Here is a 16,374-nt window from a genome sequence, read left to right as displayed (position 1 = left end):
CCCGTCCGCCGCTGACTTCAAAGGAGCAAGCTCCTTATCTGTCCGCTCGACTTGCATGTATTAGGCACGCCGCCAGCGTTCGTCCTGAGCCAGGATCAAACTCTCCAAAAATTGTTTGACTTGCTCATAAAATAAAAAGTTTTGTTTCGTTCAATGCCGAAACGTTTTATTAGAATTAACGTTGACGTTTTTGTTTTGTTTAGTTTTCAAAGATCAATATGTTATCTCAAACAGAAGCTTTTTTATAATAACATTAGCTCACTTGTTTGTCAACAACTTTTTTATTTTAATCACTTCACTCAGAAGCGACTTTATCAATATAACATTTTCGAATTTGACTGTCAACAACTTTTTTGGTTGTTCTTTCATTCGAATTGTTTGTTTATCGCATTTCCTAACGACAGATATTAATATACCACCTTACCTAAAACTTCGCAACCCATTTAGGTAAAAAGTTTAGCAGAATAGTAAAGTTTGATAATTCATAATAATTTAACAACCAGCATTGTTACTAGTACCCAATTTAGTCTAAATCAAAACCATTAATTTTATTATTTTTCCCATATAAAAAGACAGCAGTTTCGCTGTCTTTTTATAAATAATATTAACGTTGGCGCATATAAGGGAATAAAAGAACATCGCGAATAGATGGCGAGTTTGTTAAAAGCATGACTAAACGGTCTACTCCGATCCCTAAACCACCTGTAGGCGGTAAACCATACTCTAGTGCTTCGATGAAATCTTCATCCATTTCATGTGCTTCATCATTACCTTGTTCTTTTTCTTTTAATTGCGCTTCAAAGCGTTGACGTTGATCGATCGGGTCATTTAATTCAGTGAAGGCATTTGCATGCTCGCGGCCGACAATGAATAACTCGAAACGATCAGTGAAACGTGGATCTTCTTCATTTTTCTTAGCTAATGGAGAAATTTCCACCGGGTGTCCATATACAAATGTCGGCTGAATAAGTGTTTCTTCAACTTTTTGCTCGAAGAATTCATTTACAACGTGTCCGAATTCCATATGTTCATTTACTTCAATGCCATGTTCTTTCGCTAACGCTTGTGCTTCTTCTTTCGTCATGTGCTTCCAGAAGTCTACACCAGTTGCTTCTTTAACGGCATCTACCATATGAACTCGTTTCCATTGAGGTGTTAGGTCCACTTCGTGCTCTCCGTAAGGAATAACCATTGTACCGTTAACTTCTTGGCAAACGTGCGCAATTAAGTTTTCAGTCAAGTTCATAATATCATTGTAATCTGCATATGCTTCATACAGTTCGATCATTGTGAATTCCGGATTATGTCTAGTTGATACACCCTCATTACGGAAGACACGACCGATTTCATACACTTTTTCTAGACCACCGACAATTAGTCGTTTCAAGTGAAGTTCAATTGCAATACGCATGAACAATTCCATATCTAATGCATTATGGTGCGTAACGAACGGGCGTGCTGAAGCTCCGCCTGCGATTGTATGCATCATCGGCGTTTCTACTTCCAGGTATCCGTGGCTATCCAGGTAACGACGCATAGATTGGATGATCTTACTTCGTGTAATGAATGTATTTCTGCTTTCTTGGTTTGTAATAAGATCGACGTAACGTTTACGGTAACGTTCTTCAACATCTTTCAGACCATGGAACTTGTCCGGAAGCGGACGAAGTGCTTTCGTTAAGAATGTAAATTCGCTCGCTTTAACAGATAGCTCTCCAACATTTGTTTTGAAAACTGTACCTTTAATACCGATAATATCACCAAGGTCAGCGTGATTAAATTCGTCATACGCTTCGTCGCCGATAGCATCTTTACGAACGTAAATTTGCATTTGTCCAGTCAAATCCTGAATGTGCGCAAATCCCGCTTTACCCTTACCGCGCTTTGTCATAATACGACCGGCGATTTTCACTTCGATTTCTTTCTCAGCAAGCTCTTCTTTTTCGCAATCTCCATACGCATCAAATAACTCTTGAGTTAGATGAGTGCGTTCGAATCTTTTGCCGAACGGGTCTTTTCCCGCATCAAACATGTTTTGCATTTTCTCGCGTCTAACGAGAAGCTGGTCATTTAATTCTTCATGACTCATTGTTTGTTCACTCCACTTTCTCTTATCTGGATATATAGACAGCTCGAATAACGAACTTTATTTTCTTTACTCATTGTACACAAAGTATGGACAGAAAACACCTTTTTTCCATCAAAATCGAGTGCTTTCTGCTTTTCACATATAAAAAACTGCCAGTTTCTCTACTGGCAGTCTAATTTTACATGCATTATAGAAAAGATACCAATCAAAGTCAACAAACTATACCGCTTGGACTTGGTCAATCTCCTCTTCTTTTTGATTATCTTCTACTAATGTATTTAAAAGGTTCGCTAAATCAGCACGCGTTTCACACGCATTAATCTCATTGCGCACCTTCCCGCTTCCTTTTACACCTTTTAAATACCATGCTGCGTGTTTTCTCATCTCACGAACAGCGATGTGCTCGCTTTTCAAATCAATTAAACGATCGAGATGCAGTATGCACACATCAATTTTCTCTTGTGCAGTCGGCTCAGGCATAAGCTCTCCCGTTTCGAGATATTTGACTGTACGATAAATCATCCATGGATTTCCTAGTGCTGCGCGACCAATCATAACACCATCGCAGCCTGTTTCATCAAGCATACGCTTAGCATCTTGAGGGGTGCTAATGTCTCCGTTTCCGATGATTGGAATGTTCACATTTTGTTTCACTTCGCGAATAATGTTCCAATCCGACGTCCCTTCGTACATTTGCACACGTGTTCTTCCGTGAAGCGCAACGGCCTTACCTCCAGCCCGTTCGACAGCTTGCGCATTTTGGACAGCATAAATATGCTCAGGATCCCAACCCATACGCATCTTCACTGTGACAGGTTTCTCGACAGCGTCGACTACCGCAGCAACCATATCATAAATTTTGTTCGGATCAAGCAGCCATTTGGCACCTGCATCAGCCTTCGTGATTTTCGGTACCGGACATCCCATGTTTATATCAATAATATCAGCATTTGTATGTTTATCGACAAATTTAGCCGCTTCGACAAGAGACTCCCTTTCACCACCAAAAATTTGCAGACTTAGCGGCTTCTCGCGCTCATCGATGTACAACAAATTCATCGTTTTTGCGTTTTTTAAAACAATCCCTTTATCACTGACCATTTCAGCACAAACAAGACCTGCGCCAAATTCTTTGACCGTAAGGCGAAATGCTGAGTTGCACACACCGGCCATCGGCGCAAGGACGACGGGATTCTTCATTTGAATATCGCCTATTTTTAACATTCGTTGTGTTCTCCTTTGCTTTAAGCTATTCGAAATTCAATCCCAAATCCTTAATCAATTCTATTCTTGCGGCGGACGCAACTCATCAATAGAAATGCGCAGTACTGCAGACACTTCTGATAAAAATTGTTCTGTCGGAACACGGTTGCCTCGTTCGATTTCGCCAAGTAGCGAAACAGATACAAGTAACTCTTTTGCTAATCCTTCTTGTGTATATCCTTTTAGCTTTCTAAATGCGCGAATTCGTCTTCCCCATCTTTCCTCTTCCATAATCGAACTCCTTCTTTATCGGGTATATGGTCTAATACTTTCTGCAATGGCAATCCCATCGCCGGAAGCTCGATGTTAGGTTCTATTTCCAATAGCGGAATGATGACAAAAGCGCGCTCATGCATCCGAGGATGTGGAACAGAAAGGTTATCCGTTTCAATATTGTCTTGATTATACAGCAAAATGTCAAGGTCAATCGTTCTCGGACCCCACCTGATTTTCCTTTCCCTGCCAAGCTCTAATTCTATTTGCAAACATTTTCTCAACAGCTGCTCTGCTTCATAGTCTGTTTCCAGCTTCACAACTATGTTTAAGAAATTTCCTTGATTTGTATATCCAACCGGTTCTGTTTCATATATCGATGATACGTTATTTATACTTATTCGCTCATCTTTATGCAGTTCCTCTATAGCTCCCTTTAAATAACTCAAACGGTCATCTAAATTGGAACCAAGAGAGAGATATGCTACTGACTTCACGCTTGTCGACTCCTCTTAATTTCTACAGCAACTGATTTGTAGTGTCCCGGTATTGGCGGATCAGGTTTGATGACCTTCACCGTGCATGCCGATACTAAAGGGAATTCCGCTAAAATTGTTGAAGCAAGATTTTCAGCTACTGCTTCTAACAGTTTATACGGTTTTCCTTCGACAATCATCTTGCATGCATTATATAGCTCTCCATAGTTAACAGAGTCATGCAAGTCATCACTTTTGCCAGCTGCCGATAGGTCTACTTCTGCGATTAAGTCTACTCTAAAGCGCTGACCAAGTTTTGTTTCCTCCGGGAAAACACCATGATAGCCGTAAAACTCCATCTCATTGACATATATTTTATCCACTGTAATCACCCTTTCCCATTAATGCATCCATCATTTTTGCCATTCGGGCGATTTCTTTTACATCATGTACCCGCATGATTTGACAGCCCTTTTGTATGCCATAGCAAACCGTTGCGCCTGTTCCTTCCATGCGCTCGTCAGGGGGTAAATTTAAAACAGCTCCAATCATGGATTTTCTTGATGTACCAAGAAGCACCGGATAACCGAGAGCTACGATTGTATCTAGATTCTGCATCATTTTAATATTCAACGCTAAATCTTTCGCGAATCCGATGCCCGGATCCAAAATGATATTATCATCACGGACACCCGCTGTTTTAGCTAGCTGAATGCTTTCGTAAAGATCATTGATAGCATCCCGCATAAAAGAAGAATAACTACTTCCTTCGCGGTTGTGCATAATAATGTACGGAACATCCAGCTCCGCCACCACTTTCGGCATAGCACCGTCAGCTTTGCCTCCCCATACGTCATTGACAATATGAGCACCTGCTAATATCGATTGCTTAGCCACTTCCGCTTTATACGTATCGATGGAAATCGGTACTTCAATCTCCTGCGAAATTGCTTTTATAACCGGAATAACCCTTGATAATTCCTCATCGGCTGAGACAAACTCCGCTCCCGGACGTGTAGACTCACCGCCAATATCGATAATATCCGCACCATCAGCTACCAACTGCTTCGCTTTCGCCACTGCGTCATCAACGTGAATGTAGCGACCGCCATCCGAGAAGGAATCTGGTGTTGCATTCAATATCCCCATAATCAATGTCTTTTTCTCATAATCCAATTGATAAGGACCGCAAGATAGAACTGTGTTTTTTGTAGTCATCTTTTCACCCAGCATTTCTTATAATAAGTTTTCACACGACGATGAAGACGTGCGTTCCAGTTTGTATTGCTGATACAAGGCCTGTGTTATTTTGCCGGCTGCTCCTTGATAAACACCGATCTCTATCAGCTTATTAATGGCGACTATTTCCTGAATAGAGTTAGTTAGAAAAACTTCTTCTGCCCTCTCTAACTCCGATAACGGGAAACTGCCCTCCTGTATTTCATAGCCCATCTTTTTAGCCGCAGCTATAATCCATTGTCTTGTAATTCCCATTAAAATGCCAGTATTTTCACCTGGCGTATATATGACCTTGTTTTTCACCCAAAATACATTGGATGTAATACCCTCTGCGACAAATCCATCCTTCGTCAAAAATATTCCTTCCGCATTCGGATATGTTGTCTGAAGCTCCATTTTTGCAGCAATATTATTTCCGAAATGATGCGATTTAAGACGATTGCCTGTTTCCGGCATATTACGTCTTAATTTCAAAATTACAGCCTCTTTCTCGACAATACAGTTAACCGCTTCCGAAAGAGGACTAATAAAGACAATCAAAATCGGATAAAAGTAATCATCTTCCGGTAACCCGGCTTTTCCGATACCTGCCGAGTAATTAATCCGGACACGTGCATTCGAAAGGTTATTTAGCCTTAGCAGCTTTTGTACGATAGCTGTTATTTCCTCTTTACGAACAATTGTTCTTATACCCATTTCATCAAGACCTTTTTGCAACCTGACTAGATGATCATCTAGTAAAAAAGGGTGTCTATCATATATACGAACGGTTTCAAAAATGCCCATTCCGTATAGAAACCCATGGTCAAAAGGCGAAATCACGGCATCTTGTTCTTCTATGTACTGTCCATTACAATAAATAACCACTCTATCACCTAGCTCTTTTATAAAAGTGAAGGAATTGGCCGATTAGTTCTTTCCCTTTTTCCGTCATAATCGATTCAGGATGGAACTGAACACCTTCAACCGGATATTCCTTATGACGAATCGCCATGATTTCCCCCTCTTCGGTCCATGCTGATATTTCAAAGCATGATGGCAGCGTCTCTCTTTTTACAATTAAAGAATGGTATCTTGTAGCCTGAAAAGGGTTTGGCATATTCTCAAAAATCGTCTTACCATCATGAAAAACAGGTGATGTTTTTCCGTGCATCAGCCGCTCTGCCTGAACGACATCTCCTCCAAATACTTGCCCTATCGCCTGGTGCCCTAAGCAGACACCCAAAATCGGAATATCTTTAGCAAAATGTTCGATTATTTGAAGGCTCATTCCCGCTTCATTCGGACTGCATGGTCCGGGTGAAATCATTATGCATTGCGGCTGCCATTGTGCAATTTCCTCAATCGTGATTTCATCATTACGCTTCACGATTAATTCTTGACCCATCTCTCCTAAGTATTGCACTAAATTGTACGTGAAGGAATCGTAGTTATCAATCATGATGATCATAGTTGTTTACCTTCTACTTTCTCGTCTGCCATTTCCTTTGCTCTCCATATAGCCTTCGCTTTCTTTAAGCTCTCCTTATACTCATTCTCCGGCACAGAATCGATAACCACACCTGCTCCCGCTTGAATATGTCCGATTCCACCTTTAGCAAACAAAGTACGGATGACAATATTCAACTCGAGATCTCCGTCAAATCCAATCCAACCGATTGAGCCTGTGTAAATTCCTCTCCGGACAGGTTCCAACTCCTCAATAATCTCCATTGTCCGTATTTTGGGTGCTCCCGTAATTGTCCCTCCCGGAAAGGCTGCATCAATTAAATCATAGCCATCAAATGAAGTTTCCAATGTCCCTTGAACATTGGAGACAATGTGCATGACATGTGAATATTTTTCAATGGTCATAAACTCATTCACTTCCACTGAACCATATTCACACACCTTTCCAAGATCATTGCGTTCTAAGTCAACAAGCATAACGTGTTCAGCTCGTTCTTTTTCATTGTTCATTAATTCTTGCTCTAAACGCTCGTCTTCTTCTGCATCTTTCCCTCTCGAACGTGTACCCGCAATTGGACGTGTACTGACATGATTCCGTTTCTTTTTGACCAATAGCTCCGGAGATCCGCTGACAATTTGAAAGCTTGGCGTTTGTATGTAGCCCATATAAGGTGAAGGGTTCAACTCTCTTAAAGCAGAATAAATAGCCTGAGGATGTGCTGTAAGCGGTTTGGACTGTCTTACCGATAAATTCACTTGAAATATATCCCCAAAAGATATATATTTCTTTATTTTCTCGACTGCAGTGATAAATTCCTGCTCTGTCATAGAAACCGACAAACTTTCTTCAGAATAATATACAGAATTCGACTGCTGTCGCATTGTATGAGAAGATGCTGCCCTGATAAAGTCCTGTTCAATTTCATCCAGCCGTCTTAAGCAAGCTCTCTCAGTTTCCTGCTCCCCTACTTTCAGAAGCCATAGAATATTATTTTTGTGCTCAAATACAGCAACCTCATCAAAAACTAAGAAATATATATATGGTGTTTCCAAGTCATCTTTTGCCAAAATCGGCAGCTTTTCAATGCAACGAACATAATCATAGCTGATAAACCCAATCGCCCCACCTCGAAAATCAGGAAGCTGATCACCTGAAGGAATACTATATCGATGCATCCATTCCTTCATTCTATGTAAAGGATTTCCGTCCAACTTTTCCACTTGTCCTAGTCGATCGGTCACTTGCAAGTAATCCGCATATCCTTCCAGAATGGCGAATGGCTGCAAGCCACAAATGGAATAATTCCCGTTTCGTCCGCTTTCCAGAATGACGTGGTGATCTTTCTCTTGTGATAATACTTCATACGCCTGAAAGAATTGCTCTTTCGTAAATGAAAGTTGCTTACTGTATACATGCCTGTTGATCATAATCACTCCAATACCATATTTGTTAAACCTTAATAGTTTACTACGAACTTCTTTTTTTCTGCATTATAAAGCAAAAAAGCACCCTGGGGGAAGGGTGCTTTCTTTCGAAATAATATTATTCAAAGTTATAAAGAGGCGTGCTCAAGTATCTTTCGCCATTACTTGGGATAATCGCTAATACTTTTTTGCCTTTTCCTAACGTTTTCGCCACTTGAAGTGCTGCTGAGATTGCCGCACCGGAAGAAATTCCACCTAGAATACCTTCTTCTTTAGCTGCTTGGCGTGCATATTTGAATGCTTCATCATTTTGCACAGTGATAATTTCATCATAGATATTTGTGTTCAACACATCTGGGACAAAACCTGCACCAATACCTTGGATTTTGTGAGGACCTGGTTTGCCGCCTGATAGAACCGGTGAATCAGCTGGCTCAACAGCTACGATTTTAATACCAGGGAAAGCTTCACGTAACACGCTTCCTGCACCAGTGATTGTTCCGCCCGTACCGATACCTGAAATAAATGCGTCCAGCTGCTCGCCGCCAAATTGCTCTACGATCTCTTTACCAGTTGTTCTTCTATGAACTTCAGGGTTAGCTTCATTCTTGAATTGTTGCGGCATAAAATAGCCGTTTTCTTTCGCCAACTCTTCTGCTTTACGAATTGCTCCGCCCATTCCTTCAGGTCCAGGAGTCAATACAAGCTCAGCTCCATAAGCACGTAATAAGTTTCTACGCTCTAAACTCATTGTTTCCGGCATAACAAGAATTGCTTTATAACCTTTAGCTGCTGCGATCATAGCAAGACCGATACCAGTGTTGCCGCTTGTCGGTTCAATAATAGTCGAATCAGCTTTCAATTGTCCGCTTTCCTCTGCTGCTTCAATCATCGCTAAAGCGATACGGTCTTTAACGCTGCTTCCAGGGTTCATGTATTCTAATTTCAAGTAAACATCCGCACTGTTGTCATCTACTAAACGATTTAATTTCACGATAGGCGTATGCCCAACTAATTCCGCTACAGAATTTGCGATTTTAGACATAATCTCCACTCCTAATTCCAAGTATTTTTATTGGTTTTATTTTAATTTACACGCAAGTTTAAATTTTGTCAACAATTTAAAGCTCAGTTTTTAAATTCTTTATTTATTTAGACATCCATTCCCATTTTATACGTTTATGAAACTCATTCTCCTTCTAACGTATGAAAAACATAGCAAAAGGGCTGTCAAAAGCTTTAAACTTTTATACAGCCCCATCACCTCTTTAATAGTTCCACTTGACACCGAGTTCATCCCAGAAATAACTCGCTGTTATTGCGCCATCTATTTCCTCTAAGGCAAGTTCGCGCTCAATCATACTTTTGACATCTTCATAGGCGAACGTTTTCGCTTTAATAATTTCCTGCACAAAAATCAACGCGTAACCGTCTTCTACTTTAAAAGGCTTGCTGAATTCTTCTTCTTTCAGCTTTCCGGCCTGTTTATAATAGGACGGTGAATATCGCGTTTGATTTTTATTTATATAGCCAATATCGCCGGCTTGATATGCAGAGCCGGTATCTGTTGATTGTTCTAGCGCCAACGTGCCGAAAGCCACACCATCCTGCAGTTGCTCATAGATTGCTTGCGCTGATTTTTTATCTTCAACAACAATGTGTGACAGATGATACGTTTTACCGATTTTATATAAATCTTCATTCGCATTATATGCTTCTTTAACTGCACTTTCAGATATTTCTACACTTTGGACTAAAAGCTTCTCAAGAAGGATTTTTTGTTCAATTTGACCTTCCCAGTCGCTTCCGTACCATAAGTATTGCTCATCGTAAGAGCCGTATTTCGCTTTAATCATCATTAACTCTGTATCGAGCTCTTCCTCAGATACCGAGATGCCATATTCCGATGCCGCTTGCTTAATCACTTCTTGATTCACCATATCAGACAAAACTTCTTGACCAAAACGTTGCTCCAATTCATCCCAAAGTTGCTGGCGTTCAATAGAAGTATCGCTGATTTTCGCTATTTCTACCTCGCCATCAGGTGTAGAAAAAGGATTGGTTGCAATAAAAATCGTGATGACATTCGTTAAGAAAAGGATGCCTATCGCATATACTAACTTTTTCTTCGAAACGGGAAACTGCTCCCATTTTATTGTGCGTCTTTTTCTAATTGTTCCAGTTCCTCCTTAGAAAAATGATAATTTTCGTTACAGAAGTGACAGTTAGCTTCCGCTTGACCTTCTTCTTCAATTATTTGACGAATTTCATCTTTTCCTAAGCTGATTAAGGCATTTTCAATACGTTCTCTCGAGCATTGGCAAGCAAATGAAACTGGCATTTTCTCTAGAATCTGCACGTTCCCTTCACCCAATAGCTGTTCTAAAATATCTTCAGGCGTAGAGCCGGCTTCAATCATTTTAGAAATCGGAGGAATTACTTTCAGCTGTTGCTCAATTGCAACAATTGTTTCTTCTTCTGTTCCTGGCATCAACTGCAATATAAATCCGCCAGCTGCTTTAATCGAATTGTCCGGATTAACAAGTACGCCTACGCCTACAGAGGAAGGCACTTGCTCGGAAGTAACTAAGTAATACGTAAAGTCATCACCAAGCTCGCCTGATATGATTGGCGTTTGTCCTGTAAAATGATCCTTTAATCCAATGTCTTTCACGACAGTCAACATTCCGTCTGTTCCAACTGCTCTGCGAACATCCAGTTTGCCTTCTTCATTCAAATCAAAATGCGTTTGCGGGTTCGTAACATAACCTCTTACTTCACCCTTTGCATTGCTGTCAACAAGGATTGACCCAATCGGGCCGCCGCCTTCGATTTTAATTGTCAGCTTATCGTCGCCTTTCATCATCGCACCCATCATCACGCCGGCCGTCATTGCACGACCAAGTGCCGCTGAAGCTGTAGGCCATGTGTAATGGCGACGCTGCGCTTCTGATACGGTTTCAGTAGTTGATACTGCATATGCTCTGACTTGGCCGTTATAACCTAATGCTTTTACTAAATAATCTTTCATACTATCTATTCCGCTCCGTTTCTAGACGTTATTCTTTAATCGGTCTTTGTTTCTTTGATATATAATTTTTAACCCTGTTAATGTTAAGTATGGGTCTACGACATCAATCACATTCGATTCATCCGCAATAAGCGCAGATAATCCGCCTGTTGCGATTACTTTCGGCTCAACCTTGCTCTCAGCCTTCATACGGCGAACAATGCCTTCTACTTGCCCAACATAGCCGTATAAAATACCTGCTTGCATCGCTGACACTGTACTTTTGCCGACAATCGAATCCGGCTTAACAATTTCAATACGCGGAAGCTTAGATGCTCTTGTATAGAGCGCTTCTGTTGAGATACCGATACCTGGAGCAATTGCCCCACCCATATATTGTTTCTTTTCATTGACATAGCAATACGTTGTCGCTGTTCCAAAGTCAACAATAATTAGCGGACCGCCATATTGTTGAATTGCTGCTACAGCATTAACGATACGGTCTGCCCCTACTTCTTTCGGATTATCGTATTTAATATCAAGACCTGTTTTAATTCCCGCTCCGACAATTAACGGCTTCGTCTTGAAATATTTCTCGCACATGCGTTCCAACGCTGCCATTATAGGAGGCACGACAGAAGAAATGATAATTCCGTCAAAGTCAGTAAATCTTAAGTTTTCATGTTCCAATAATGCTTTTATGATCATGCCGTATTCATCTTCAGTTTTATTGCGACTTGTTTCTATACGCCAGTGATGCTTCAAGACGTCATTTTTATATACACCTAACACTGTATTGGTGTTACCTACATCTAAAACAAATATCATTCAAAATCACCACTTTTAAAAGTTTGACAATATACCATCACATCATACCATAACTATATTGAGAGCGTTAATAAGAAAAACCGTCACCGGTCCTTTTCTAAAACTTATGCTATCTTAAAACTGTTATCAAATTGACTCTCTGTTGCTTAAGCAATAAAAAGCGACCTCTACACAATGAAGAGGTCGCTTATGTTATCGGAAGAAAAGAAGATTAATCTTCTTTTTTGTCAGAAGGCTCATCTTTTTGTGGCTTCTTTAAATCAATATCTTCTACAGATACATTGTCAGCCTCAATCTTTTCTTCTTTCTTTGTAATGTTTACTTTAACGTCATTTTCAGTAACCTCAAGGTTTCCGTTCAATGACTTGTATGAACGCTCAGGTAATTTACCGTGGTCGCATAAGGACTTGATTTGTTCTGCATCCAATGTTTCAACCTCAAGAAGCGTATTGGCGATTAAGTCCAGCTTATCTCGGTTTTCAGTAAGAATGTCTTTTGCTTTAGCATAGCATTCTTTAATGATACGTTGAATTTCCAAATCAATTTCATAAGCGATTGCATCGGAATAGTTTTGATCGTTATTGAAGTCACGACCAAGGAATACTTGACCACCTTGTGATTGTCCAAATTGAAGAGGTCCCAGTTTATCACTCATACCGAATTCTGTTACCATACGACGAGCAATGCCAGTAGCACGTTGGAAGTCATTATGAGCACCAGTACTTACTTCACCGAATACAATTTCCTCGGCGACACGTCCGCCAAGAAGACCGACAATTTTATCAAGAAGTTCCGGTTTTGTCATAAAGAAACGATCTTCTTTCGGAAGCATTACTGCATATCCTCCAGCTTGACCACGCGGAACAATCGTTACTTTATGAACAACTTCCGCTTCGTCAAGAACAACACCGATTACTGTATGTCCGGCCTCATGGAAAGCAACAATATTTCGTTCTTTCTTAGAGATAACACGAGTTTTCTTAGCAGGGCCGGCAATTACACGGTCTGTTGCTTCATCGATATCACCCATGTCAATTTTCTTCTTGTTTTGTCTCGCTGCAACAAGCGCAGCTTCATTCAACAAGTTCTCTAAATCTGCACCTGAGAAGCCAGGCGTTCTTTGAGCGATTGCTGTCAAATCGACACTATCATCTAAAGGCTTATTGCGGGCATGTACTTTAAGTACTGCTTCACGACCTTTAACATCCGGACGGCCTACTGTAATCTGACGGTCGAATCGTCCCGGACGAAGAAGTGCCGGATCCAAGATATCAGGACGGTTAGTTGCTGCGATGATGATAATACCTTCATTCACACCGAAACCATCCATCTCAACTAATAATTGGTTTAAAGTTTGCTCACGTTCGTCATGTCCGCCGCCTAAACCAGCGCCACGCTGACGGCCTACTGCATCAATTTCATCAATGAAAATGATACATGGAGCATTCTTCTTCGCATTTTCAAATAAGTCACGTACACGAGATGCACCGACACCGACAAACATCTCAACGAAGTCAGAACCTGAGATTGAGAAGAATGGAACTCCCGCTTCTCCAGCTACTGCTCTTGCCAATAATGTTTTACCAGTACCAGGAGGTCCGACTAACAGAACCCCTTTCGGAATACGAGCGCCAAGCTCAGAGAATTTGCGAGGGTCCTTTAGAAACTCAACAACCTCCACCAGCTCTTGCTTTTCTTCGTCCGCGCCCGCTACATCAGTGAAACGAACTTTTTTCTTCTCATCATTATAAAGCTTAGCTTTACTTTTACCAAAGTTCATAACACGGCCGCCACCGCCTTGTGATTGGTTCAATAAGAAGAAGAACAGGAATAAAATAATCACAAACGGAATCATTGTTGTTAAGAACGAGATGAAACCATTCGTCTCTTTTGCCGGAACAGCTTCAACATCTGTACCAGAAGCTTGAGATGCTTCTTCAATGCGCTCAAGAGTCGCTGTACTGTTGATTACATATGTAACAAAGTACTCCCCCTCTTTCGCATCTTTCAGTTGACCTTTAACAGTATATACGTTTCTCTCTGGCTGTATGGAATAACTTTCTACGTTCCCATTTTCCAAATTGCTAATAAATTGATCTTGAGTGATGCTTTTATCATTTTCATTATTATTGGTAAAGATGCTAACGATACCGATAATAACCAAAAGAATCAATAAATAAAAAATGGTATTACGGAAGATCCGATTCATTCCTTATCTCCTCCCACAGTCACAACTATTTAGAATTTTACCACAGTAAAACATTGGAATACAATATATTAACATTCTAACGAGACTGTATGTTTATATAAGCTATTATAGCTTAGTTTTCGTAAATTTCGGGTTTTAGAACACCAATGTAAGGAAGATTACGATAACGTTCAGCATAATCTAATCCATACCCCACAACAAATGCATCCGGAACGATGAAGCCTACATAATCAGCTTTGATATCAGCTTTTCTTCCGCTTGGCTTGTCTAATAAAGTAATAATCTTAATACTTTTTGCTTTGCGGTAACGGAATAGTTCCACTAAGTAGCTTAGCGTCAAACCGCTGTCGATAATGTCTTCAACAATCAGAATGTCTCTTCCCTCAACTGAAGTGTTTAAATCCTTTACGATTTTAACTTCCCCTGATGAAACTGTAGAGTTGCCGTAGCTGGATACATCCATGAAATCCATTTCGATGTGTGCGTCAACGCGTTTGAACAAATCTGCCATGAAAGGCATAGCACCTTTCAATACACCAATTGCTAATGGGAATTTATCTTTGTATTCCTCAGTCAGCTGTTGTCCTAACTCTAAAATTTTTGCTTGTATTTCTTCTTCACTAATTAAAATTTCTTCAATTTCATTGCGTAAGCTCATTAACTGCCTTCCTCCTAGAAGAATGAATTCTAAACATACTTTAATGTAATGAAAGACTTACTCTCCTTAACAGCCTCTTTGTCAGATTTGCTCAGACCGGGAATCCAGATGACCTCCCCGCCGGCATCCTCCACAATCGGCCATGACGCTCTTTCTGTTACAGGTATTTTTTTATCAATAAAAATGTCTTTCACTTTCCTCGATCCATTTAAACCTTTCACTTTCATACGGTCCCCGTTATTGCGGGTCCTGACTGTTAAAGGCAAATGTATATCCTCAAGATTGGCAATAAAAATATTGTTGCTCTTTTCTTCAACCGATTGATTCGCACTTGTTGTTATTTTTCGTCCATTCGGAAGGACGACCTCACCTGGTATATGTATTGTATAGGAATAAGGTTCTGAATCTTTCTGCCTGAATGTAAAGATACCTTCGTCATATGACTTAATAACCTTTAGGCCTGCTGGTAAGTGGATTTCTCCGGATGGATGAGAACTTTGAAAAAGAGTGATCATTGACTCAATATGCGTTGCAGATAGATCTTCTTGTCTTTCAAAATAAAGATAGTTTAATATTAGATGAATACACCTTCTTTGTAAAGGCTTTGGCGTTTGCAGAAACGCTCTAATACTAATCTTTACCTCGTTATCCTTTTTTAAAACCAGCGCTTCTAATCGTTCATTTGCAAGTGAGTTTAAAAAAGCTTCGTCCTCGAGCAATTCTTCGCTAAATCTTTGGAAATGCTCATGAACCTGTGTATTTTCCTTTTTCAGAAACGGAAGCACTTGTAAACGATACCGATTTCTCGCATATACAGGCTTCAAATTGCTTTCATCCAATCTGTACGCTATCCCATATCTTTGACAATAATCTTCTATATCATCCTTATCAGCAAATAGAAACGGACGAATGATTTCATGCTCCTGAAACGTTCTCTTCATTTGGATGCCGGCTCTGGCTTCTCCGCTTGCACCTCTTGTCAGCCTCATCAAAATAGTTTCAATCTGGTCATCACCGTGGTGAGCCAGCACCAACTTATGTATCCGATACTTTCTCATAACCTCTTCATAAAACTTATATCTTGCTTCTCTGGAAGCAACTTGCGAGCTTTTACCCGTTTTACTTATGTATGCCGGAACATCTATTCGTGTCCCCGCAAAAACCACTCCCCATTCGGCACAATACTTTTCAACAAACAAATAATCCTCATAAGATTGCTGACCTCTGAACATGTGGTCTACATGAGCAACTACCAGCTGCAAATTGTATTCTTTTCTCAGACTGCATAGAAAGTGAAGAAGTGCCATTGAGTCTGCTCCCCCGGAAACTCCAATCAGCAGACGTTCATCTTGCTGTATAAGCCCATATTTGTTTATTGCCTGCCTAGCTCTTTCTTCAAGCATGATTAACTCCCTCTTCTTAACTTATCACTTCATAGAAGAATTATTACTTTATATTGTACTTTATTGCTCTCTCTTTTCCAAAGTAAATAGTAAATAACTTCACAAATGTTTC

General features: G+C 40.3%; 16 protein-coding genes and 1 rRNA gene. All 17 read right to left on the bottom strand.

Annotated elements, in window-relative coordinates; translation table 11 throughout:
* A 16S ribosomal RNA gene (locus IEO70_RS11570) occupies positions 1-111 on the bottom strand; the annotation flags it as partial.
* Between the two features lie 493 nt (positions 112-604).
* Entirely contained in the window at positions 605-2,089 is a 1,485-nt protein-coding gene (gene lysS, locus IEO70_RS11565) for a lysine--tRNA ligase (RefSeq protein ID WP_190998533.1), read from the bottom strand.
* Positions 2,090-2,308: 219 nt separating this feature from the next.
* Positions 2,309-3,313 carry a tRNA dihydrouridine synthase DusB gene (gene dusB / locus IEO70_RS11560; protein WP_190998532.1) on the bottom strand — a complete coding sequence of 335 codons (1,005 nt, stop codon included), beginning with the start codon at positions 3,311-3,313 and terminating at the stop codon, positions 2,309-2,311.
* A gap of 60 nt (positions 3,314-3,373) precedes the next feature.
* Positions 3,374-3,583 (bottom strand): helix-turn-helix domain-containing protein, encoded by a 210-nt coding sequence (locus IEO70_RS11555; RefSeq protein WP_190998531.1) that lies wholly within the window; start codon positions 3,581-3,583, stop codon positions 3,374-3,376.
* On the bottom strand, positions 3,535-4,062 hold the full coding sequence (gene folK, locus IEO70_RS11550) for a 2-amino-4-hydroxy-6-hydroxymethyldihydropteridine diphosphokinase (protein WP_190998530.1): 528 nt from the start codon (positions 4,060-4,062) through the stop codon (positions 3,535-3,537). The genes IEO70_RS11555 and folK overlap by 49 nt, the downstream gene beginning before the upstream one ends.
* Positions 4,059-4,424 carry a dihydroneopterin aldolase gene (folB, locus tag IEO70_RS11545; RefSeq protein WP_190998529.1) on the bottom strand — a complete coding sequence of 122 codons (366 nt, stop codon included), beginning with the start codon at positions 4,422-4,424 and terminating at the stop codon, positions 4,059-4,061. The genes folK and folB overlap by 4 nt, the downstream gene beginning before the upstream one ends.
* A complete protein-coding gene (folP, locus tag IEO70_RS11540; RefSeq protein WP_190998528.1) occupies positions 4,417-5,259 on the bottom strand; it encodes a dihydropteroate synthase in 843 nt (280 codons plus the stop codon). Before folP ends, folB begins: the two co-directional genes overlap by 8 nt.
* An 18-nt stretch (positions 5,260-5,277) precedes the next feature.
* Complete coding sequence (gene pabC / locus IEO70_RS11535) at positions 5,278-6,147, bottom strand: aminodeoxychorismate lyase (RefSeq protein WP_190998527.1); 870 nt, start codon at positions 6,145-6,147, stop codon at positions 5,278-5,280.
* Between the two features lie 4 nt (positions 6,148-6,151).
* Positions 6,152-6,730 carry an aminodeoxychorismate/anthranilate synthase component II gene (gene pabA, locus IEO70_RS11530; RefSeq protein ID WP_190998526.1) on the bottom strand — a complete coding sequence of 193 codons (579 nt, stop codon included), beginning with the start codon at positions 6,728-6,730 and terminating at the stop codon, positions 6,152-6,154.
* The gene (locus IEO70_RS11525; protein ID WP_190998525.1) at positions 6,727-8,157 is read right to left on the bottom strand and encodes an anthranilate synthase component I family protein; all 1,431 of its coding nucleotides are present in this window, start codon (positions 8,155-8,157) and stop codon (positions 6,727-6,729) included. The genes pabA and IEO70_RS11525 overlap by 4 nt, the downstream gene beginning before the upstream one ends.
* Before the next feature lie 115 nt (positions 8,158-8,272).
* Entirely contained in the window at positions 8,273-9,199 is a 927-nt protein-coding gene (gene cysK, locus IEO70_RS11520; protein WP_190998524.1) for a cysteine synthase A, read from the bottom strand.
* Between the two features lie 223 nt (positions 9,200-9,422).
* The gene (locus IEO70_RS11515; RefSeq protein WP_407949166.1) at positions 9,423-10,223 is read right to left on the bottom strand and encodes a peptidyl-prolyl cis-trans isomerase; all 801 of its coding nucleotides are present in this window, start codon (positions 10,221-10,223) and stop codon (positions 9,423-9,425) included.
* Positions 10,224-10,306: 83 nt separating this feature from the next.
* Positions 10,307-11,185 carry an Hsp33 family molecular chaperone HslO gene (gene hslO, locus IEO70_RS11510; protein ID WP_190998522.1) on the bottom strand — a complete coding sequence of 293 codons (879 nt, stop codon included), beginning with the start codon at positions 11,183-11,185 and terminating at the stop codon, positions 10,307-10,309.
* A gap of 21 nt (positions 11,186-11,206) precedes the next feature.
* Positions 11,207-11,992, bottom strand: a complete 786-nt coding sequence (locus IEO70_RS11505) for a type III pantothenate kinase (protein ID WP_190998521.1) — start codon at positions 11,990-11,992, stop codon at positions 11,207-11,209.
* 211 nt (positions 11,993-12,203) lie between these two features.
* A complete protein-coding gene (gene ftsH, locus IEO70_RS11500) occupies positions 12,204-14,201 on the bottom strand; it encodes an ATP-dependent zinc metalloprotease FtsH (protein WP_190998520.1) in 1,998 nt (665 codons plus the stop codon).
* Between the two features lie 112 nt (positions 14,202-14,313).
* Positions 14,314-14,859 (bottom strand): hypoxanthine phosphoribosyltransferase, encoded by a 546-nt coding sequence (gene hpt, locus IEO70_RS11495; RefSeq protein WP_190998519.1) that lies wholly within the window; start codon positions 14,857-14,859, stop codon positions 14,314-14,316.
* 29 nt (positions 14,860-14,888) lie between these two features.
* Positions 14,889-16,262 (bottom strand): tRNA lysidine(34) synthetase TilS, encoded by a 1,374-nt coding sequence (gene tilS / locus IEO70_RS11490; protein ID WP_190998518.1) that lies wholly within the window; start codon positions 16,260-16,262, stop codon positions 14,889-14,891.
* Between the last annotated feature and the right edge of the window lie 112 nt (positions 16,263-16,374).

It is taken from the genome of Peribacillus faecalis (genome assembly GCF_014712675.1).
Lineage (GTDB): Bacteria > Bacillota > Bacilli > Bacillales > DSM-1321 > Bacillus_AD > Bacillus_AD faecalis.
This window is presented reverse-complemented; position numbering and strand designations above follow the sequence as displayed.